Source organism: Xanthomonas sp. WHRI 7065 (assembly GCF_040203115.2).
Classification (GTDB): domain Bacteria; phylum Pseudomonadota; class Gammaproteobacteria; order Xanthomonadales; family Xanthomonadaceae; genus Xanthomonas; species Xanthomonas arboricola.
Genome location: NZ_CP168194.1, coordinates 2,408,368 through 2,429,197, shown reverse-complemented (window position 1 = coordinate 2,429,197; position 20,830 = coordinate 2,408,368). Strand labels below are relative to the sequence as shown.

Genomic DNA, 20,830 nt, shown 5'->3' with positions numbered 1-20,830 from the left:
GATGCGGCAGCTTGGATATTAGCGAACCGAACCATTTCGACTACAACTTTGTGTGGAATGCTGCGGCGCAGGAATGAATTCCCGTTCGCTGCAGTGTCGTCAGTTGTTTTAATGAGCCCGCTTTCACTATTAAGACCACCATCAACTGTCGACGCCGTTCATTGATTGCGGTATTTGTGTGCGGCCACCCCGCCTGTCCAGTTTATTGTCGCGTTCGATAGCCTGCGGTGGATTTTATTGAAGAGGCCGGCTTATTCGAAAAGGTTTTAGTGCCCGATGATCGTCACCTGTCGATGACCTCGGTTTGTTTCTAGTAGCCATGCAGTGTGTGATCTTCAACACGGAATCTGACGACATGACGCTTGCTTTGGATACCAAACGGCAGGAACAGCACTTCGACTGGTCGGGTGTGCCGATCGACCTGGGTGGCATGGAGCCGCTCGATCAGATCGCGCGCCTGCTGTGCCATGCACTGGTTGCGCCTGCGGCCGCACTGACCATCGTCGAGGGCGGCCGCGTGCGCGTGCTGGCGGCCCGCGGCATCAGTGCCGCCCATGTCGAACAAGCCATCGAGTTGTGCCGGCATGCATCTACTGCGCCCAACGGCGTGACGGAGCTGATCGAACCTGCCGCCCTTGCCCCGATCCAGCTGGGCGACGCCGCCTTCCCGGGCTTGCCGGCGCGCTTTATTGCCTGCGTTCCGGTGGGTGCACCGCAGACCGGCGTCTCCGGCACCCTGTGCGTGATCGATACGCGCGAGCGTCGCCTGGCCAGCCAGGAACACCAACAGTTGTTGATGTTCGCCAATGTGGCAGCCGCGCAGCTGGAACTGCAATTCGGCGCCGGGCGGCGCGAACCGCACAGCGGCCTGCTCAATGCACGCCAGCTGCAGTCGGACCTGGATGCCCTGGCCTTTGGCAGCCACTGTGTGCCGACCATCGCCGCCTTCATCGAGGTCTACGACACCCAGGCGGCCAATGAAGCACGTCAGGCGCTGGGCATGCAGCCGCTGGAAGAACTGGTGCGCCATGCCAGCTACGTGCTGACGCGCGCACTGCGCGGCAAGGCCACGGTCTATCACGTGGCACCGATGCGTTTTGCGTTTTTTCTATTGAATTCCGCACCCGACGAGATGGAAGACCTGTTGCTCGATCTGCGCGACATGTTGCATGCACCGATGGATGCGGCCGGCATCCCCATGTCCTTGACCTTCCATGCCGGTGTGGTGCGCTTTGCGCCGCAGCAACCGGACACCAACGATGTCATGCGCAAGGGGCTGGTGGCGCTGGGCGATGCGATCAGCAATCACGCCATCGTGTGCTGGTACAGCGCCTCCCACGACGATGCGATCCAGCGCTCGTACCGGTTGGCGCTGGATGCCGAAAAGGCGCTGGAAGCCGGCGATTTCCGCCTGGTCTTCCAGCCCCGGATCAATCTTGAAGACTTGTCGGTGACCGGCTTCGAGGCGCTGTTGCGCTGGCGGCATGCCAACCTCGGCCCGATCGGCCCGGATGAATTCATCCCCTTGTTCGAAAAGACCGCCTTGATGTGCACCGTCACCAATTGGGTGATCGAGAACGCGCTGGTGCAGTTGGCCAGCTGGCGTGCGCAGGGGCTGGATTTCTCCATGTCGATCAATCTGTCTTCGCGCGATTTCGGCAACCGCAATCTCGCCGCAGACGTCATCCAACGTTGCAGGGAGTTGGCCATTCCCACCCACCGCATCGAGCTGGAGATTACCGAGGGCCGCTGGTTGCGCAGCAATGTCGAGGCCGTGCCCCGGCTGCGCACCCTGCGCGACGCCGGGGTCAGTGTGGCCATCGACGACTTCGGCACCGGCTACAGCAACTTCGGCTACCTCACCGAGCTGCCGGTCAACGTGCTCAAGCTCGATCGATCGCTGGTGACCGGCATCGCCAACAAGGCCGGGATGCAGTTGCGCGCCGAGGCGGTGGTACGTCTGGCCAGTGCACTGGGATATCGCACCGTGGCCGAAGGCATCGAACATGCCGACGAAATTGCGCTGCTGCGCAGTTGGGGATGCGATGAAGCGCAGGGCTATCTGCTGGCCCGGCCGATGGAGGCGGAGCTGGTGGCGGCCTATGTGGCAAGCGCGGTGGCCGAACAGCGCTTGCCGTGATGTGATCTGCCCGACTAGGCGCGTGCGTCGTCCTTGATCGACTCACACAGCGCCGCCCTCGCCGCCTACAGTGATACGCGTGGCAACGCAGCGCGCACGCTGCGTTGCCACGCGGCCATCAACTCAGATCGTGCAGGTCCTTGCCCAGCGGCGGACCCAGCGTCCAGTCGGAAAACCGCACCTTCAGCCCGGCACGCTCCGGCGTGCAGCACATCGGCCCGACCTGGTACGCGTCGGCGACGGGAAACGGGCAAAGCCTGACCAGCGGCCAGGTCCGGCCATCGGCCGATACCTGCAGACGCAGGACGCCGTCGGCAACGGTGGCGCGTATCCAGAAATCCTTGGGGTCGGCTTCGTAGGGGCCGGTCGCCCAATCCGAGACCGGGTTGGTCAACACGCTGCTGAGCATGGCACGGCCATCGCTAAGCTCGATGCCCGCCTTGACCCAGTGCTGCTCGTCCACGCGCACCATGATGCCGGCCTGATCGTAGAGCGACTCGTATTGCGCACGTACCCGCAACTGCGCAGTGAAGCGCGCTGCGGCGGTGATACCTAGAAAATGCCCGCTATCGCGCGTAAATCCGTAATGCGTCTTGCGCCAGAAATCGGTGGCCTTGTCGGTGACCACGTCCAAAGTGCCGCCGCTGATTGCGACGGTCCGTGGCCGATTGAGCCAGCTGCCATCCTGCCACTGCGTGTCCTGCGCCATCGTGTTCTCCGTGTTGGGTTGCCTGGCAAGCACACCGCCGCTGATGGCCATTCCCATCGCGCCGCCCAGCAGGCGTCTGCGTGCACCGTCTATCGCATCGTGGGTCATTCAGTGTCGTCCATGCATTTGAAGAACTGCATAGTCTAGCCGCGCGGTGGGTCAAAACGCGTGTGCCTGGGCAGTGCTGCAGATGGCTGGCGTCGCTGCGGCAACAGCTTCAGTGCTGGCGCCAACCCATGCTGTCAGCGCTGTGCGAGCGCGTAGTCCAGCGCCGCGCAGATCGCAGCCACCTGCGCGGCGTTGCACTGCGCGGGCGTCGCGCGTGGACTGTCCGGATACACCTCGGTCGTGGTGCGATAGCGCGCGTCGGTGACGCCCGCGCACAGGCCAAGACGCCGCACCGGGTAGTTGATCACGCCAGGAGCGACCACCGCTGCGCCGATGATCTGGCCGTTCGCGTCGGCAGGTGCGATATGGGTGAGCTCGGCGACAGCGGCAATGATGGCCTGCTGGAACTGCGGTTGCGGATCGTCGCTATCGCCCACCAAGTAAAAGCCATCGGGAATGCTGCCGGGCACGAAATCGACGCCGTCACGTGCGGCCAGAGCCGGGCGAAATTCGCTCTCGTCGCTGTCGGTGGTTTCGTGCAGATCGATATGCACCAGCATCTGTCCGGCCACTGTGGCGACCAGCTGCATCAAGGCCGCCGACTCGGCGGCCGGGCTGTCCGGCCGAAACGCACGATTGGGGTCGATGGCATCGGCATTCCAGCGCTGGACCCGCTCGTAGCCCCACGGATTGACGCAAGGCACCACCAGCAGATTGAGCTTGCCTGCATAGGCCGCCGCGCGTTGCTGCAGGAACTGCAGCGCGCCCTGCACGCCGCTGGTTTCATAGCCATGCACGCCACCGGTCACCAGCGCGCGAGGCAGCGCAGCGTCCCACTGCGCGCTGCGCAGCGCGATCAGCGGATATTGCTCGGCTGCCGCCTGGATCGTCCCGTAATGCACACGCTCATAGCTGACATCCAGTGCATCGATGACCTGCACCACATCGTCGGCATGACTGCGCTGACACAGCTGGCGTGTCCGCCATGCGGCGCGCTCCGCCTCGCCCCAGGGCTGTTGTGGAGTGCCGATCGGATACGCCATGCGTTCTGTCATTACCGGTGCCGTCCATTGAAAGACGGCCAGGGTAAGCGCTGCGCGCTGGGCGGTCCATTCGGCGGCAGATACGATGATGGTGACGACCCGTAAGGTCGAGCCCGGTTGCTGCTGGCCTTCAAATTTGACTGTCAACAAGGCTGTGTCGACATCGGGCGCAATACCGCCGTGCATAAGGATTGCCGTGACTTCGGCCGCGGTTGGGTCTGCCCCATTCGCTGACCTGGTTTCAATGTTGGGCAGTCGAGGGGGTCAATACAGGCGAGCTGCCATGCAATGGCGTCCCTAAGCCTTCCACCGAACGCGCTTGGCTCCTACTCCATCTGCCGGCTTTGCAACTCTGCAGTGGGTGCAAATCCTGCATTCACTTGGGTAGGTGCACTAGGCAATCGCGAAATATTTCGCTGCAATCGATAGCGTGCGTGCGACAACGAGTGAAAAAACTTCCGATCTCGTCGTGATGCATTGCACATCAATATCTTTATCAGGTCTCAATCAACCCAAGCAACGCACAAGCAGATTAAAAACAACATGTCGCTGCAATCGATTGTTCCAGACATGCTGTCAGCGCTGCGGACAGCTCCGCAAAACGAAGCAGGCCCCGCACATGGCGTGCAGGGCCTGCAGTCCGCTGCAGCAAGAACGGCGCGCCAGATGCGCGCCGCACTCTTGCTTAGACGGCCTCTTCCTGAGGTTTGGCCTGCTTGGAACGCCCACCCTTGCTGCCGATCCGCGACATATGATCGCGATCGCGGCTGACCGCCTGGCCGCCCTTGCGGCCAGCTTCGCGTGCTTCGTCGCTGGTAAATTCGTGCGCGTTGCCGCTGGCATGCGCTGCCTTGCCGCCGCTGCTCGCCAACACGCGGCGCTTTTCAGGATCCAATGCGGCAAAACCGCGCCGGCTACGAGTATTGCTTTGTCCGTCTTCCACTGTGCCTCCTCTCGATGCGTCGATCACGCCACTGGTAGGAGGGGTAACGCAACTATCGTGCCAACCCGTAAAGCCCTGCCAGACGGCGCCACGCCGCACGATGCAGGAAAAAACAGCTGCGCTCGCTGTGCAAATCTTGCACTCCTGCCTTGCGCAGGCTGATGTTGCACACGCGACACACCGATAGCGCTACCAACGCAGCCGCACGAACGACCTGCTCGTGCGGCCGTCGCCGGCAGCATCCAGGCATGCAGCATCGTCAGATCGATCGATACCTGGCTCGCCCAATGCGTCAGCGAACCGCAACCAGGCGCAAGGTCTGGCGAGGTCAGACCGGCAGCGTAGTGGCGCTGCGCCCGTCAGCCAGCAATGCGGCCACATGCCGCGCAATGCTCAGGCAGCAGGTCAAGCCTGGCGACTCGATCCCGAACAGGTTCACCAGACCGGCGATGCCGTGCATGGACGGACCGTCGATACGGAAATCGGCCGCCGCCTCGCCAGGCCCGCTGATCTTCGGGCGCACACCGCAATAGCCGGGCTGCAATGCGCCGTCCGGCAGGCCAGGCCAGTAACGCCGGATCGCTGCGGCAAAACGCGCCGCATGCGCTGGCTCGCAGTGATAGTCGGGCTGCGCGACCCACTCCACGTCGGGGCCGAAGCGCGCACGCCCATGCAGATCCAGCGTGAGATGCACACCCAGGCCGCCAGGTTCGGGCATGGGGTAGATCAACTGCTGGAAGGGCGAGCGGCCCGCCAGGGTGAAGTAGCTGCCCTTGGCGAAATAGCCGCGCACCTGTGCATGCGCAGGCAGGCCATCGATCCGCGCAGCCAGTGGCGGCGCACCATGACCGGCCGCGTTCACCAGCCAGGCGCAGGTCAGCCTTGCCGGCGCCTGACCCGCGACGCTCACACGCAAGCCCTGCGCAAGCAGCTCGACCTGCACGACTGGTGCGCGCAGCGCCACGGTGGCGCCATGCGCTTCGGCATCGCCCTGCAACGCCAGCGTCAGCGCATGGCTGTCGATGATGCCGGTGGCGGTGGATTCCAGCGCAGCCACGCAGCGCAGGGCCGGTTCGCGCGCCTGTACCTGCGCCGCGTCGAGCGGCAGCAAGCCGTGCGCGCCGCTGGCGATGGCACTGCGGTGCAACTGCTCGAGCTGGTCGCGCTGCGCGTGGTCGCAGGCGATGATCAATTTGCCACAGCGCCGATGCGGCACGTGGCGCTGTTTGCAATACGCATACAACAGCGGGTTGCCGATGATGCACAGCTGCGCTTTCAAGGAAGGGGCCGGATAGTAGAGCCCGGCATGGATCACCTCGCTGTTGCGTGCGCTGCTGCCGGTGCCGATGGCACCTTCGGATTCCAGCACCAGCACCTCGTGCCCTCGCATCGCCAGCTCGCGCGCAATTGCCAGCCCCACCACTCCGGCACCTATCACGATGCACTCGACGTCTTGCATGGCCGCTCTCACACGATGGCCGATCAGTCTATCCGCACACTAGAACGCGCAGGATTGTCGCGACCGTTATCACTGTTTTCTCACTACCCAGCTCTATATTCAGCTCAAGCCATGACGTAAATCACGTTATTCAACGCCGACAGACGTTTTCCGAATTTTGCGGTGTGCATTCTTCCCCCACCCGAGCGCACCCCGTCGCGTCCGGTTCGAAGCTGCAATCACCGAAGGAGTTTGAATGGACGCAACGCGTTCGGTCCTGCTTGCCTCCAATTACGAGGCATGGCCAGAGGCCTTCAATGGGCAGGCATATGCATTGCTCAACGTGGTCCGCAGTCTGGAACACGCGCAGCTGCTGTGCCCGCCCGCGGCGGATTACACCCGCGGGCGCGGCGTCAATCCCGGCGTGTCGTATCTGCTCAACGAACTCAAATACCGCAGTGTCTCTGCGCTGCAGCGGCTGAGCGGGCAACCTGCGCTCTCCAACGCACAGCCACGGGTGGTCGAACAGGACTATGACCTGTTCTTCTACGTGTGCCAGTTCCCCCGGGAATTGAGCACGCTGGGGCGCATCAAGGGATGGCGCGAGCGCTGCCGTACCCGCGTGGTGTATCTGCTGGAAACCTGGCCGGAATTGCTGGAATCGCAGAAAGCCGAGTTGAAACTGCTGGATCAGTTCGACCATGTGTTCGTGCTCAATGCCAGTTGCGTCGATGCGCTGCGTAGCTATACCAGCACGCCGGTCTCGTTTCTGGCCAGCGCCTGCGACACCCTGCTGGCAACGCCACAGCCGCGGCCACCGCAGCGCTGCATCGATGTGGTCAGCATCGGCCGGCGCATGCCGCAGGTGCACGCGCAGTTGCTTGCGCATGCACAGGCCAACCCGGATTTTTTCTATATGCACGATGTGCTGCGCGGTGGCGCGGTGCAGGACTGGGCTGCCCATCGGCTGCAGTCGGCAGCCATGATCAAACGCGCCAAGTTCTTCATGGCGCACGACTTCGTGGTCGACACCCAAGGATTTTTCAGGGGTGTGAAAAAACAGGCGCTGGCAACGCGCTATTTCGAAGGTGCCGCCGGGGGTGCGGTGATTCTTGGCTCCGCACAGGCATGCCCGGAATTTGCCGAGCACTTCGATTGGGAAGATGCAGTGATCGAGCTGCCGGCCGATGGCAAGGAGATTGGCCTGTTCCTGCGCGATCTGGAGCAGCAGACCGACCGACTGGAGTGTGCCCGCCTGCACAACACCGTGCAATGCCTGCGACGGCACGACTGGGCACACCGATGGGCGCAGATCCTGCAGACGCTGCAGTTGCCGCGCCCGCCACTGATGGCCGAGCGCTTTGCCATGCTCGACAACCTGGCCACGATGGCCGAACAGGCCGCCTGCCCGCCGGCGATTGCGCTGAGCATGACCGCCTAGCGCTCCATCGCACTGCGCCGAGTCACTGGCGCGTCAGTTCAAGGAATCGCAATGAAAGCAGTCATTCTGGCGGGCGGCCTGGGAACGCGCATTTCCGAAGAAACCGCCATCCGCCCCAAGCCCATGGTGGAGATCGGCGGCAAGCCGATCCTCTGGCACATCATGAAGATCTACGCACACCACGGCATCCAGGATTTCATCGTTTGTTTGGGCTACCGCGGTGAGGTGATCAAGGATTTCTTCATGAATTACCACATGCGCGAATCCGACGTCACCTGCGACCTCGGCAGCAACACCACCACCTTGCACAACACCCGCGCCGAGCCCTGGCGCGTGACGCTGGTGGATACCGGTGCCCAGACCATGACCGGCGGCCGGTTGCGCCGGGTGCGCGAGCATCTGCGCGACGAGGCGGCGTTCTGCATGACCTATGGCGATGGTGTGGCCGATGTGGACATCACCGCCGCCATCGCACTGCACCAGCGCGAAGGCCGCATGGCCACGGTCACCGCAGTGCAACCGCCCGGCCGCTTTGGCGCCCTGCGTTTGGAAGGCGAACAGGTCACCGGATTCCGCGAGAAACCGCTGGATGGCGACGGCCTGATCAACGGCGGTTTCTTCGTGCTGGACCCGCGCGTGATCGATGTGATCGACGGCGATGCCACCGTGTGGGAGAACAGCCCGCTGGAAACGCTGGTCGATCGCGACGAGCTGAGCGTGTATCGCCACGACGGCTTCTGGCAGCCGATGGACACGCTGCGCGACCGCAATCATCTCGAAACCCTCTGGTCGTCCAATCGCGCGCCCTGGCGCGTGTGGGAGTAACAACATGCGTATTCTGATCACCGGCAACATGGGCTACATCGGCCCGGTCGTGGCTGCGCATTTGCGGCAGCGCTATCCGCAGGCCTGGTTGGTCGGGCTGGATCGCGGCTGGTTCGCGCATTGCCTGTCCGACCCGCGCCGCCTGCCGGAAGTGGTGCTGGACCAGCAATGGTTCGGCGATGTGCGCGATCTCACCGCGCAGCAATTGCAGGGCTTCGACGCGGTGGTGCACCTGGCGGCGATCTCCAACGATGCGATGGGCAAGCGTTTCGAGCTGGTCACCGATGCGATCAACTGCCGCGCCAGCGTGGCGGTGGCGCAGGCGGCCGCGCAGGCCGGTGTGGGGCACTTCGTGTTTGCCTCCAGCTGCAGCGTGTACGGCGCCGCCGCCGATGGCACGCCACGTTCGGAAACCAGCGCGATCGCGCCGCTGACCGCGTATGCGCATTCCAAGATCGACACCGAACGCGCGCTTGCTCAGCTGGACACCGACATGGTGATCACCTGCCTGCGCTTTGCCACCGCCTGCGGTGCCTCGCCACGTCTGCGGCTGGATCTGGTGCTCAACGATTTCGTCGCCAGCGCGGTGGCCAACGGCACCGTGGAAGTGCTGTCGGACGGTTCGCCATGGCGGCCGTTGATCCATGTGCGCGACATGGCGCGCGCCATCGACTGGGCATTGCGCCGCACGCCAGCGGCAGGCGGGCAGTTTTTGTTCGTCAATGCCGGCTCGGAGCGCTGGAACGTGCAGATCCGCGATCTTGCCCACGCGGTCGGCGTGGCGATCCCCTCTGCGCATGTTGCGATCTCCACCAGCGCACCCAGCGACAACCGCTCCTATCGCGTGGATTTCTCGCTGTTCGAACGCCTGGCGCCGGAACACCAACCGCAGGAAACCCTGCGCTCCACCATCACCGAGCTGCGCGACGATCTGCAGCGCGCCGGGTTCAGCGATGGCGACTTCCGCCAGCGGTCGGACTTCATTCGTCTGCGCATCCTGCAGCAACTGGTCGACACAGGAACCCTGGCAGCGGATCTGAGGGTGGCGGCATGATCTTCCACCCCACCCCGCTGGCGGGTGCGTTCGTGATCGAGCCGGAACAACGCGGTGATGAACGCGGCTGGTTTGCACGGGTGTTCTGCACCCAGGAGATGGCGCAGGCCGGCCTGGTCGATCAGTTCGTGCAGGTCAACAATTCGTTCAATGCACAGGCCGGCACCTTGCGCGGCATGCATTACCAATTGCCGCCCGCTGCCGAGGTCAAGATCGTGCGCTGCATCCGTGGTGCGCTGTGGGATGCGATCGTGGATCTGCGCCCGGATTCGCCCACCTACCTGCAGTGGTACGGCACCGAATTGACTGCCGACAGTCGCCTGGCGCTGTACGTGCCGCGCGGCTTTGCGCATGGCTTCATCACCTTGCAGCCGCAGACCGAAGCGTTCTATTTCGCCAGTGCGATGTACACGCCGCAGGCCGAGCGTGGCTTGCGCTGGAACGATCCGCGCCTGGGCGTGCAGTGGCCGCTCGAACCACAGCTGGTGTCCGACAAGGATGCCGCGTGGCCGGATTTCAACGAACAACAACAAGGCATCCCCACCCTTGCCGGACTCACCCCGCGGGAGCGCGCATGAATATCGATCGTCTATTGCAGGCCCGTGCCGCCGAAGGCCGCCCATTGCGTGTTGGCCTGTACGGCGCCGGCTTCATGGCGCGCGGCATCGTCAACCAGATCGCGCACTCGGTGCCGGGCATGCGGGTGTCGGTGATCTGCAACCGCAGCGTGGACAAGGCGCTGGAAGCCTACCGCCAGGCTGGCCAGCACGCACGCGTGGTGGATGGCGCCAGCGAGTTGAAGCGCCAGATCGCCACCGGCATTCCCGCCGTGACCGATGACCCTGCACTGCTGTACGAATGCGATGCGCTGGATTGCCTGATCGATGCCACCGGCGCCATCGACTATGGTGCGCGCATCAGTCTGGGCGCCATCGCCCACGGCCGCCACATGGTCACCATGAATGCCGAACTCGATGGCACCGTTGGCCCGCTGCTCAAGCGCAAGGCCGATGCAGCCGGGGTGATCTTCAGCGCCTGCGATGGTGACCAGCCCGGCGTGCAGATGAACCTGTACCGGTTCGTGCGTTCGATCGGCCTGACACCGCTGCTGTGCGGCAACATCAAGGGCTTGCAGGACCCGTATCGCACACCGGCGACACAGGCCGGTTTTGCAGCGAAGTGGGGCCAGGACCCGCATATGGTCACCAGTTTTGCCGACGGCACCAAGATCAGCTTCGAGCAGGCGATCGTGGCCAATGGCACCGGCATGTCGATCCTGCAGCGCGGCATGACCGGGTATGAGCATCGCGCACATGTCGACGAACTGACCCGGCGCTACGACATCGAGGCCTTGCGTGCGGTGGGCGGCGCGGTGGATTACGTGGTCGGCGCCCTGCCCTCGCCCGGCGTGTTCGTGCTGGCCAGCCACGACGATGCCAGGCAGCAGCACTACCTCAATCTCTACAAGCTCGGCGAAGGCCCGCTTTACAGCTTCTACACCCCGTACCACCTCTGCCACTTCGAAGTCCCGCTGTCGGTGGCGCGGGTGGTGCTGCTGGGCGATGCGGTGCTGCAACCGCTGGGGGCACCGCTGGTGGAAGTGATTGCCACCGCCAAGCGCGACCTGGCCATTGGCGAAACCATCGACGGACTCGGCGGCTACATGAGCTACGGCCAGTGCGAGCGCGCCGATGTCACCGCAAACGCCGGGCTGCTGCCGATGGGCGTGGCTGAAGGCTGTGTACTCCGCCATGCGGTGGCCAGGGACCAAGTGCTGACCTACGACGATGTGCAGTTGCCGGCCAACCGCCTGATCGATCGTCTGCGTGCCGAGCAGGCCAGCGTTTTCGCCGACGCTGCGGAACTGGCCGCCTGAGCGCAGGGACATCGGCCGGCGTCCGCGTACCGATGCCGCAGCCGATGGTCGCACTGCCTGCCCGTCCCACCATCCGCGTCCTGCAGGCCGGGCGTGCGCTGGCCGCCACGATGGTGGTGCTCAGCCACAGCGTGCTGCCCACCACGCATCTGGTGCAGCCGTTACCGGCATGGCTGGCCGCGGCGCTGGCGCACGGCTATCTGGGCGTGGATTTCTTCTTTGTACTGTCGGGCTTCATCATCTACTACGTCAACCATGCCGGCGCGGACACGCCGGGCTGGAGCCGCGATTACGCCAGCAGCCGTATCAGCCGCATCTATCTGCCGTACTGGCCGGTGGGTGTTGCGTTGGCATTGGCCTATACGCTGCGGCCCAGCCTGGACGATGGCGACATGGGCTGGTCTTGGTTTGCCACGCTGACCCTGCTGCCGGTCGATGGGCAATCTGCGTTGGGCGTGGCGTGGACGCTGAGTTACGAGCTGATGTTCTATGCACTGGCGTGGTTGTTCTTCCGTAGCGGGCATCCGCTGCGCTGCGCGCTACTCTGGGCCGGCGTGACACTGCTGTACGCGGCGCTTGGCGCGCCGTTCGCGCAACCGGTGGAAGTTTCCTGGCGGGCGTTGTTGCTGCATCCCATCACGCTGGAATTCGTGTTCGGCATGCTGGCGGCACGCGCGGTATTGAGCGCTGCAGCATGGACGCTGTGGGTCAGCGCTGCAGTCGCGGTCGTGGCATCGGCGTGTTTCGTGCTCGATGGCATGCAACGCGCGCATTCGCCGCTGTTCGGCCTGGCGCTCGCTGGCGCAGTGGTCGGGCTGGTGCGCGCGGAATGGCGCGGCTGGCTGCGTATCGGCCCGGTGCTGTTATTGCTCGGCAATGCGTCGTATGCGATCTACCTGGTGCATATGCCGTTGATGTCGCTGGTGGCACGCACCACGCGACGGATGGGGCCGCTGGCCACTTGGCCGGTGAACCTGCTGCTCAGCGTGAGTGCCGCGCTGCTGCTCGGCGTGATCTATCACCTGTGCTACGAGCGCATCGCGCTGCGGAATGCGCGCCGCGTGCTGGCACGCCGCGTGATCCGTTGAAGTTTTGCGACCAAGCCGCGCGTGGATCGGCGCGCACGGCGCTAGGCAAATCGCGCTCACCCCGCCGCCTGCTCCAGCGCCATACCGAAGCGATCGTCGCACTGGGCTGCCGCCTCGGACAAGGCAGCGCCCACCAGCAGCAAGGTCGGCAAGCCCGGCAGCATGCCGGCGGCGGTAAGTCCCAGCTCGCCCAGGGTGGTCAGCCGGCGTTGCTGCTCGGGCCGGGTGGCGGCCTGCACGATGGCCGCCGGGGTGCTGGGCGGCAGATGCGCCAGCAACGCGGTGGCCAAGGCATCGGCACGCCGCAGGCCCATGTAGATGCCCAGCGTGGTGCCGCTGGCGGCCAGTGCGCCCCAATTCGGCTCGCCGTGATCGTGCGTATGCGCGGTGACGAAGGTGATGCCGTGGCAATGGCTGCGATGGGTCAGCGACACTTCCAGTGCGGATGCGGCGGCGAATGCGGCACTGACGCCGTTGATGATCTGCACGCCCACACCGGCGCGGCGCAGGAAGCTGATCTCCTCGCCCGCGCGCCCGAACAGCAGTGCCTCGCCGCCTTTGACGCGCACCACGCGCAAGCCCTGCACGGCGTAGCGCCGCATCAGCCGGCAGATGAAGTCCTGCGGCGTCGAGCGGCAGCCACCGCGCTTGCCGACCCTGATCACCCGCGCCTGCGGTGCGAGCTCGACGATCTGCGGGTTGGCCAGATCGTCCAGCAGAAGCACCTGCGCGGCAGCCAGCGCCTTGACCGCCTTGATGGTGAGCAGATCCAGATCGCCGGGGCCGGCGGACAACAACACCACATCACGCGCGCAGGACGGAATGACTGACATGAGCAGGTCTCGCAATATGGGGAGGTCGGGACAGGCACTCAGGCGTGTCGGGGTTGCCGGCACAGCCGGGTGAGTTGCGGAACACAGGAGCCGCAGACCGTGCCGCAGCCCAGGCGTTGCTTGAGCTGGTGCAGGTCGGCGCCGTCGTCGATGGCGGCATGGATCGCAGCAGTCGACACCTGCATGCAGCTGCAGACGATCGGGTCGCTGGGCGCGCCCTGCGTCTGCGCAAACACCGCCAGCCGCGGACCGCGCCAGGGCCGGCCTGCCAATGCGCTGCGCAGCAACGCCTGATTGGCCTCGCTGGGCTGCGCCGCGCTGAGCAGCAGGCCGTCGATATGGCTGTGGCCGTCTTGCATGCGCCAGCCCACACGACGCAGCAGCCCGCGGCGCAGGTCGCGGTACTCCAGCACGTCTGCGCCGGCCGGCAACTGCAATGCGACGATCAGGCGATCGAGCCATTGCGCATCCGGCGCGCGTTCGCAGGCCGCATGCAAGACCGCCCAGTGCCCGCCGGCCTCGGCCAGCGGCTCGGCATGCAGCCGCAGCGATGCATAGCCGCAGTCGCGCAACAGCGGCTGCAGTGCCTGTTGCAAGGCCAACGCATCGCCGCGCCGGGCAGCGAGCAGATGCCAGCCGAACACCGCCTTCTCCACCCGCACCGCCGCATGCTTGAGCTCGGGCTGCTGCGAGCGCGCGTCCACCGCTGGGCTGCTCACTTCGTTGATGCCGCCACTGGACAGGTGCTGCCCGCTCCAATGCATCGCGGCAAATACGCTGCCCGAGCGTAGCTCGTCGGACAGTTCCAGCGGCAGCACCAGCGCACCGCGCTTGCTGGCGATCTGCACCAGCTCGCCGGCGACCAGGCCGCGCCGCGCTGCGTCGTCCGGATGCATGCGCAACGCGGGTTCGGGGCTATGCGCAAACGCTGCCGGCACGCGTCCGCTGCGCGACATGCCATGCCATTGATCGCGCAGGCGGCCGGTCAGCAAGCGCATCGGAAAGCGGGCCGAGGTCGGCTCGGCCACCTTGCGATACGGCGTGGCGTGGAAGCGCGCGCGCCCGTTGCCGGTGGCGAACAGGCCATCGGTATAGCGTCGCACCTGCCCGTGTGCGGCGCCGGCAGGGAACGGCCACTGCTGCGGCCCGTCATCCAGCAGCGGGTAATCCAGCCCGCCGATGTCTAGATCGCGCCCCACCGTCAACGCGCGATGCTCGTCGAAGATCTGCGCGGTGCTGTCGAACCCGAACAGACCTGCATCGCTGGCAGGTGCCAGACGCGCTTCGAGCCGGCGTGCCACTTCGCGGGCGATCCACCAGTCCGCGCGCGCCTGGCCCGGCGCGTCCACCGCCTTGCGCACGCGGGTGATACGGCGCTCGGAGTTGGTCACGGTGCCGTCCTTCTCGCCCCAGCTGGCGGCCGGCAACAGCACGTCGGCGTACGGCACGGTGTCGGTGCCGGAAAACGCGTCCTGCACGATCACCAGTTCGGCCTGTTCCAGTGCGGCGCGAATGCCATACACCTCCGGCATCGAATGCACGGGGTTGGTGCAGACGATCCACACCGCCTTCAACGTGCCCGCACGCAGACGCTCGAACAACTGCACGGCCGGTGTGCCGGCCGTGGCACTCAGACGGCCGGCGGGCAAATGCCACAGACGTTCCAGTTCCGCACGATCGTCGGCATTGCCGATCTCGCGATGCGCCGCCAGCATCGTCGCCATGCCGCCGACCTCGCGCCCGCCCATCGCATTGGGCTGGCCGGTCAGCGAAAACGGCCCTGCGCCCGGCTTGCCGATCTGCCCCGTCGCCAGATGCAGATTGATCAGGGCCAGATTCTTGTCGGTGCCCTGCGCGGACTGGTTCAGGCCCATGCAGTACAGCGACAGCGCCGCCGGGCTACGCCCGAACCACTCGGCCGCCTGCACCAGGTCCTCGTGCGAGATACCGCAGATCTCGGCGCTCATGCGCGGGGTGTACTCGCGCAGCATGTGCTTGAGGGCGTCGAAATCCTCGGTATGCGCCGCAACGAAACGCGCATCCACCAGACCCTCCCAGATCAGGTGATGCAGCATGCCGTTGAACAGGGCGACGTCTGTCCCGGGCTCGATCGCCAGGTGCAGGTCGGCCATGGCCGCGGTGTCGGTGCGACGCGGATCGATCACGACCCAGCGAATGGCGGGATTTTTCGCCCGCGCCTCTTCCAGCCGGCGAAACAGCACCGGATGCGCATACGCCATGTTGCTGCCGGCAAACAGTACCGTCTGTGCCAGCTCCAGATCCTCGTAACAGGTGGGCGGGCCATCGGCGCCCAGCGCCAGCTTGTAGGCGGTAACCGCGCTGGACATGCACAGGCGCGAGTTGGTGTCGATGTTGTTGGTGCCCAGCAGGCCCTTGGCGAGCTTGTTGAAGACGTAATAGTCCTCGGTCAGCAGCTGTCCCGAGAGATAGAACGCCACCGCGTCCGCGCCGTGCTCCTCGACGATCGCCGCCAGCTTGCCGGTGACGTGATCGAGCGCCTGATCCCAGCTCACCGCCGCCCGCGGTGCCTGCCGATGACGACGCAGCTCCGGCGCGAGCACGCGCCCCTGCGTACCGGCGGCGGTCTGCGGTAAGGCCAGGCCCTTGCTGCACAACCGGCCATGATTGGCCGGATGCAGCGGGTCGCCTTCGATGCCGACGATGCGTTCGCCATGCGTGTCGTGCTCGCTGTGGATCAGCACCCCGCAGCCCACCCCGCAGTAGCAGCAGGTCGACCGGGTGATGCGATGCATCGGCGCAGACGTATGCGGCTGTACCGCCGCACCGATCAAAGGTAGCTGCTGGCCGTCGCTCATGCGGCCGGCTCGGCGACTGCATCCGGCAGCGATACCGGCTGCAACACGATCCATACCGCATCGGCTTCCACCTTGACCGGGTAACGCGGCGCGCAGCCCACATCCGGTGCGCAGGCCTGGCCGCTCTGCAAGGCGATCGCCCAGCCATGCAACGGGCAGGTCACCGTTTCGCCGGCCACGATGCCCTGCGACAACGGCCCGCCCTTGTGCGGGCAACGGTCTCGCAACGCAAACACCTGATCGCTGGCGGTGCGGAACAAGGCGATCGGTGCAATGCCCTCGATCTCGAGTACGCGCGCACCCAATGCAGGTAGCTCCTGCAGCGCGCACACGCGAATCCACGCGGCCTGTCGCATGCTCATTCCTCCACCGTTGCGACCGGCGCGGCGATGCGCAAGGGTTGGTACTCCTGCCGCCGTTCGCCGGCGATACGCGCCTTCCACGGGTCGACCAGACCTTCCAGCGAGTACAGCAGGCGTTCGTACAACGCACGCCGATTGGCCGCGTCATCCACCACTTGTGCGCGGATGTAATCCAGCCCCACCCGTGCGATGTAGTGCACGGTGCGATCCAGGTAATACGCCTGCTCGCGATACAGCTGCAGGAACGCACCGGTGTATTCGCGCACTTCCTCGGCGGTGCTCACCTTGACCAGGAAGCGGGCGACCTCGGTCTTGATGCCGCCATTACCGCCCACATGCAGCTCCCACCCAGAATCCACCGCAATGATGCCGACATCCTTGATGCCGGATTCGGCGCAATTGCGCGGGCAGCCGGACACCGCCAGCTTGACCTTGTGCGGGCTCCACATATTGGCCAGCATGGTTTCCAGGTCGATGCCCATCTGCGTGCTGTTCTGTGTGCCGAAGCGGCAGAACTCGCTGCCCACGCAGGTCTTCACCGTGCGGATCGACTTGCCGTACGCATGCCCGGACTGCATGCCCAGATCGCGCCAGACATCGACCAGATCTTCCTTCTTGACCCCGAGCAGGTCGATGCGCTGGCCACCGGTCACCTTGACCATCGGCACCGCGTATTTGTCGGCGACATCGGCGATGCGGCGCAGCTCGCCGGCGTTGGTCACCCCGCCCTTCATCTGCGGAATCACCGAGAAGGTGCCGTCCTTCTGGATATTGGCGTGCGCACGTTCGTTGATGAAACGCGACTGTGGATCGTCGATGGCCTCATGCGGCCAGCTCGACAACATGTAGTAGTTGATCGCCGGCCGGCAGGTGGCGCAGCCGTTGGGCGTGCGCCATTCCATGAAGGCATACGCCTGCGCATGGGTCAGCAGCTTGTGTTCGGCAATGGCGCGCCGCACATCGCCATGGCTCAGATCGGTGCAGGCGCAAACTGCCTTGGTTTTCGGCGTTTCCTGGAAGTTGGAGCCCAGGCAGTTCATCAGGATCTGCTCGACCAGGCCGGTACACGACCCGCAGGAACTGGCGGCCTTGGTGTGCTTCTTCACCTCGTCGACGGTGAACAACCCCTGCTCGCTGATGGCTTTGACGATGGTGCCCTTGCACACGCCGTTGCAGCCGCAGACCTCGTCGCTGTCGGCCATCGCACTGGCGCGATCCTGTCCGCCGGTGCCAGCATCGCCCAGCGCGCTTTCGCCGAAGATCAGTTGATCGCGCTGCGCCTGGATCGGCGTGCCGTCCTTGAGCAGCTTGAAGTACCAGCCGCCATCGCTGGTGTCACCGTACAGGCAGGCGCCGACCAGCACGTCGTCGCGGATCACCAGCTTCTTGTAGACCCCGCCGGCCGGGTCGGACAGCACGATCTCCTCGCAGCCATCGCCGCCCATGAAATCGCCGGCGGAAAACAGATCGATCCCGGTGACCTTGAGCTTGGTCGACGCCACCGAGCCGCGATAAATGCCGATGCCGAACTGCGCCAGGTGATTCGCGCACACCTTGGCCTGCTCGAACAGCGGCGCCACCAGTCCGTAGGCAATGCCACGATGGTTTGCGCATTCGCCCACTGCGTACACGCGTGGGTCGAAGCTTTGCAGGCTGTCGTTGACCACGATGCCGCGCGCGCAGTGGATGCCGGCTTCTTCGGCCAGCCGCGTATTCGGGCGGATGCCCGCTGCCATCACCACCAGATCGGCCGGGATCTCGCTGCCATCGGCGAACTTCACGCCAATCACCTCGCCCTGCGCGTTGCCCAGCACTGCACTGGTCGCCGTGCTGAGCCTGAACTCCAGCCCGCGCGCGCGCAGGGCCTGCTGCAGCAGATTGCCGGCTACCGGATCGAGCTGGCGCTCCAGCAACCACCCGGCCAGATGCACCACGGTCACGTCCATCCCGCGCAGCTTCAGGCCATTGGCCGCTTCCAGCCCAAGCAGACCGCCACCGATCACCACCGCGTGCCGCTTGCTGCGCGAGGTCTCGATCATCGTGCGGGTGTCCTGGATATCGCGGTAGCCGATCACACCCTTCAATTCGTTACCGGGAATCGGCAACACGAACGGCACCGAACCAGTGGCGATCAACAAGCGGTCGTATTCCGCCTCGGTGCCATCGGCGGCGATCACGCGGCGACGTACCCGATCGATGCGGGTGACTTCCTTGTTCAGATACAAGCGGATGCCGTTGCCCTGATACCACTGCAACGGATTGAGCACGATATCGTCGAACTCCTGCTCGCCGGCCAACACCGGCGACAGCAGGATGCGGTTGTAGTTGGGATGCGGCTCGGCCCCGAACACGGTGATCTGGTACATGCCCGGCATCAGCTTGAGCAGTTCCTCCACGGTGCGGATGCCGGCCATGCCATTGCCGATGACGACCAGTCTGGGTTGCTTCATTGCCTGGATTCCTGTCGACATGTCAGACCCGCGCCGCGCCGGCGCTGGACCATTCGCTACGCCACTGTGTCTTGACCCCGGCCAGCAGCGCCCAACCACCGAGTGCGAACGCAGCGAACAACCACATGCCCATCGCATAACTGCCGGTGTGCTGCTTGAGCACGCCCAGGCCCGCAGCCAGCGCAAACCCGCCGATGCCGCCGGCCATGCCGATCAAGCCGGTCATCACGCCGATGTCCTGCGCAAACCGCTGCGGCACCAACTGGAACACCGCGCCATTGCCGGCACCCAGACACAGCAGGGTCAGTACGAACAAGGCCAGCGTCACCATTGCCCCACCCGCACCGAAGCCTGCGATGCCCACCAGCGCAGCAACCAGCAGATAGACGGTGAGCAAGGCGCGCGTGCCGCCAATGCGGTCCGCAATCACACCACCCAACGGACGCATCACCGAACCCGCCAACACGCAGGCAGCCGTCGCCCATCCTGCAGTACGCGCATCGAAGCCGAACTGGTCGTGGAAGTAGCCGGGCAAGGCACTGGCAAACCCGGAAAAACCGCCAAAGGTCACCGAATAGAAAAACATGAAGCGCCATGCGTCGCGATTAGCCACCAACACGCGGCCATAGTCGGACCAGCGCTTGCGCGCGACCGGTACTGGCGCTTCTTTCGCAATCAGGACGAATACGATCAGCGTCAGCAGCAGCGGAATGCACGCCAGCCCGAACACGTTCTGGTAACCGAACGCCAACGCCAACATCGGTGCGAACAACGCCGCCAGCACGGTGCCGGAATTGCCCGCCCCGGCAATTCCCATCGCGGTGCCCTGATGCTCGGGCGGGTACCAGCGCGAGGCCAGCGGCAGCGCAACCGCGAACGAGGCGCCAGCAATGCCGAGCAACACGCCCAGCAACAACACCTGCCCCATGCTGTGCACGCCGAACTGCCAGGCACCAAACAACGAAGCGATCACCGCAACTTGTGCGACAACGCCCGCGCGCTTGGCACCGATACGGTCGGCCAGCATGCCCAGCACCAGCCGCAGCACCGCGCCGCACAGGATCGGCACCGCCACCATCAAGGCGCGCTGCTGCGTATCGAGCCCCAGCGATTGCGCAATCGGTACCTGCAGCGGACCGAGCAGATACCACACCATGAAGCTCAGGTCGAAATACAGGAAGGATGCGAACAAGGTGGGCGTGTGCCCGGATCGCCAGAACGAGCGCTGCATAGAGACCTCTTCGAATGCGATGGCCAAAAAAAAACGGCGCCCCTCCGGTAAAACCGGAAGGACGCCGTTGTCCTGGATGCGTGCGGATCGCCGTTGATCCGCTGCATCGTGTTCGTGTTGTGGCAGGTACGCCGTTGCACCTGCACGGAATCACTACGCAATCAACGTGCCAACTTGCTCACCTGAGCATCACGACGATACAAGTCATTGAAAAATAGCGCTTTGGATGCAGTCCGTCCGATTTCACGACAGTCTACCGACACGCCATTGCAGCTCACCAGTCCCGTCTTTTGTGCAGCCTTGCACCAACAGCGTGCACCCTGTATCGCAGGCTCTGTCGCTTGGCATGACTAACAGCGCCCAACAGAGCTAATACACGGCTGTGCTCGTAAGCCTCATCTAGGACGCGTGCATACCGATCAAATATCTAGGTCAAAAGCCGTGTCAGTCGA

Annotated in this window: 16 protein-coding genes; 7 read left to right on the top strand and 9 right to left on the bottom strand. The window is 64.7% G+C overall.

All coding sequences use genetic code 11. The features are described from left to right. The first annotated feature begins 328 nt into the window (after positions 1-328). Positions 329-2,140, top strand: a complete 1,812-nt coding sequence (locus tag ABQY64_RS10420; protein ID WP_349780521.1) for an EAL domain-containing protein — start codon at positions 329-331, stop codon at positions 2,138-2,140. A gap of 118 nt (positions 2,141-2,258) precedes the next feature. Here the strand turns inward: ABQY64_RS10420 and ABQY64_RS10415 are convergent, their stop codons facing one another. The 4 genes from ABQY64_RS10415 to ABQY64_RS10400 form a co-directional block, all read right to left on the bottom strand. Beyond that, on the bottom strand, positions 2,259-2,957 hold the full coding sequence (locus ABQY64_RS10415; RefSeq protein WP_047128706.1) for a DUF1349 domain-containing protein: 699 nt from the start codon (positions 2,955-2,957) through the stop codon (positions 2,259-2,261). A 134-nt stretch (positions 2,958-3,091) separates the two neighbouring features. Continuing rightward, positions 3,092-4,012 (bottom strand): M14 family metallocarboxypeptidase, encoded by a 921-nt coding sequence (locus ABQY64_RS10410; protein ID WP_349780493.1) that lies wholly within the window; start codon positions 4,010-4,012, stop codon positions 3,092-3,094. Positions 4,013-4,685: 673 nt separating this feature from the next. Beyond that, positions 4,686-4,943, bottom strand: a complete 258-nt coding sequence (locus ABQY64_RS10405; protein ID WP_039521587.1) for a KGG domain-containing protein — start codon at positions 4,941-4,943, stop codon at positions 4,686-4,688. A 328-nt stretch (positions 4,944-5,271) separates the two neighbouring features. Then, on the bottom strand, positions 5,272-6,402 hold the full coding sequence (locus ABQY64_RS10400; protein WP_349780492.1) for an NAD(P)/FAD-dependent oxidoreductase: 1,131 nt from the start codon (positions 6,400-6,402) through the stop codon (positions 5,272-5,274). Positions 6,403-6,637: 235 nt separating this feature from the next. On the opposite strand from ABQY64_RS10400, the gene ABQY64_RS10395 reads away from it, so the two are divergent. Genes ABQY64_RS10395 through ABQY64_RS10370 form a run of 6 tightly spaced genes read left to right on the top strand, consistent with a single transcriptional unit; the run spans position 6,638 to position 12,665 of the window. Then, the gene (locus ABQY64_RS10395; RefSeq protein ID WP_349780491.1) at positions 6,638-7,822 is read left to right on the top strand and encodes a glycosyltransferase; all 1,185 of its coding nucleotides are present in this window, start codon (positions 6,638-6,640) and stop codon (positions 7,820-7,822) included. A gap of 51 nt (positions 7,823-7,873) precedes the next feature. Continuing rightward, a complete protein-coding gene (gene rfbF, locus ABQY64_RS10390) occupies positions 7,874-8,647 on the top strand; it encodes a glucose-1-phosphate cytidylyltransferase (RefSeq protein WP_039521582.1) in 774 nt (257 codons plus the stop codon). Positions 8,648-8,651: 4 nt separating this feature from the next. Further along, the gene (locus ABQY64_RS10385) at positions 8,652-9,701 is read left to right on the top strand and encodes an NAD(P)-dependent oxidoreductase (RefSeq protein ID WP_039527254.1); all 1,050 of its coding nucleotides are present in this window, start codon (positions 8,652-8,654) and stop codon (positions 9,699-9,701) included. Then, positions 9,698-10,279 (top strand): dTDP-4-dehydrorhamnose 3,5-epimerase, encoded by a 582-nt coding sequence (gene rfbC / locus ABQY64_RS10380; protein WP_349780490.1) that lies wholly within the window; start codon positions 9,698-9,700, stop codon positions 10,277-10,279. Before ABQY64_RS10385 ends, rfbC begins: the two co-directional genes overlap by 4 nt. Continuing rightward, positions 10,276-11,577 carry an SAF domain-containing protein gene (locus ABQY64_RS10375; RefSeq protein ID WP_349780489.1) on the top strand — a complete coding sequence of 434 codons (1,302 nt, stop codon included), beginning with the start codon at positions 10,276-10,278 and terminating at the stop codon, positions 11,575-11,577. Before rfbC ends, ABQY64_RS10375 begins: the two co-directional genes overlap by 4 nt. A gap of 44 nt (positions 11,578-11,621) precedes the next feature. Continuing rightward, positions 11,622-12,665, top strand: coding sequence for an acyltransferase (locus ABQY64_RS10370; protein WP_102254479.1), 1,044 nt, complete (start codon positions 11,622-11,624; stop codon positions 12,663-12,665). A gap of 56 nt (positions 12,666-12,721) precedes the next feature. On the opposite strand, the gene cobA is transcribed toward ABQY64_RS10370, so the two are convergent. The 5 genes from cobA to ABQY64_RS10345 all read right to left on the bottom strand — a co-directional run bounded on the left by cobA (position 12,722) and on the right by ABQY64_RS10345 (position 20,339). Continuing rightward, entirely contained in the window at positions 12,722-13,468 is a 747-nt protein-coding gene (gene cobA / locus ABQY64_RS10365; RefSeq protein ID WP_349780520.1) for a uroporphyrinogen-III C-methyltransferase, read from the bottom strand. 68 nt (positions 13,469-13,536) lie between these two features. After that, complete coding sequence (locus ABQY64_RS10360; RefSeq protein ID WP_349780488.1) at positions 13,537-16,335, bottom strand: nitrate reductase; 2,799 nt, start codon at positions 16,333-16,335, stop codon at positions 13,537-13,539. Continuing rightward, a complete protein-coding gene (nirD, locus tag ABQY64_RS10355) occupies positions 16,332-16,697 on the bottom strand; it encodes a nitrite reductase small subunit NirD (protein ID WP_349780487.1) in 366 nt (121 codons plus the stop codon). The genes ABQY64_RS10360 and nirD overlap by 4 nt, the downstream gene beginning before the upstream one ends. Next, on the bottom strand, positions 16,694-19,111 hold the full coding sequence (gene nirB / locus ABQY64_RS10350; RefSeq protein WP_349780519.1) for a nitrite reductase large subunit NirB: 2,418 nt from the start codon (positions 19,109-19,111) through the stop codon (positions 16,694-16,696). Before nirB ends, nirD begins: the two co-directional genes overlap by 4 nt. 58 nt (positions 19,112-19,169) lie before the next feature. Continuing rightward, entirely contained in the window at positions 19,170-20,339 is a 1,170-nt protein-coding gene (locus ABQY64_RS10345; RefSeq protein WP_172837845.1) for a NarK/NasA family nitrate transporter, read from the bottom strand. Positions 20,340-20,830: the final 491 nt, after the last annotated feature.

Coding starts and splice junctions, on each gene's coding strand:
- rfbC (WP_349780490.1), top strand. CDS start 9,698: ATGATCTTCCACCCCACCCCGCTGGCGGGTGCGTTCGTGATCGAGCCG.
- rfbF (WP_039521582.1), top strand. CDS start 7,874: ATGAAAGCAGTCATTCTGGCGGGCGGCCTGGGAACGCGCATTTCCGAA.
- ABQY64_RS10410 (WP_349780493.1), bottom strand. CDS start 4,012: ATGACAGAACGCATGGCGTATCCGATCGGCACTCCACAACAGCCCTGG.
- nirB (WP_349780519.1), bottom strand. CDS start 19,111: ATGGCCGGCATCCGCACCGTGGAGGAACTGCTCAAGCTGATGCCGGGC.
- ABQY64_RS10385 (WP_039527254.1), top strand. CDS start 8,652: ATGCGTATTCTGATCACCGGCAACATGGGCTACATCGGCCCGGTCGTG.
- ABQY64_RS10400 (WP_349780492.1), bottom strand. CDS start 6,402: ATGCAAGACGTCGAGTGCATCGTGATAGGTGCCGGAGTGGTGGGGCTG.
- ABQY64_RS10375 (WP_349780489.1), top strand. CDS start 10,276: ATGAATATCGATCGTCTATTGCAGGCCCGTGCCGCCGAAGGCCGCCCA.
- ABQY64_RS10415 (WP_047128706.1), bottom strand. CDS start 2,957: ATGACCCACGATGCGATAGACGGTGCACGCAGACGCCTGCTGGGCGGC.
- ABQY64_RS10370 (WP_102254479.1), top strand. CDS start 11,622: ATGGTCGCACTGCCTGCCCGTCCCACCATCCGCGTCCTGCAGGCCGGG.
- ABQY64_RS10395 (WP_349780491.1), top strand. CDS start 6,638: ATGGACGCAACGCGTTCGGTCCTGCTTGCCTCCAATTACGAGGCATGG.
- ABQY64_RS10360 (WP_349780488.1), bottom strand. CDS start 16,335: ATGAGCGACGGCCAGCAGCTACCTTTGATCGGTGCGGCGGTACAGCCG.
- nirD (WP_349780487.1), bottom strand. CDS start 16,697: ATGAGCATGCGACAGGCCGCGTGGATTCGCGTGTGCGCGCTGCAGGAG.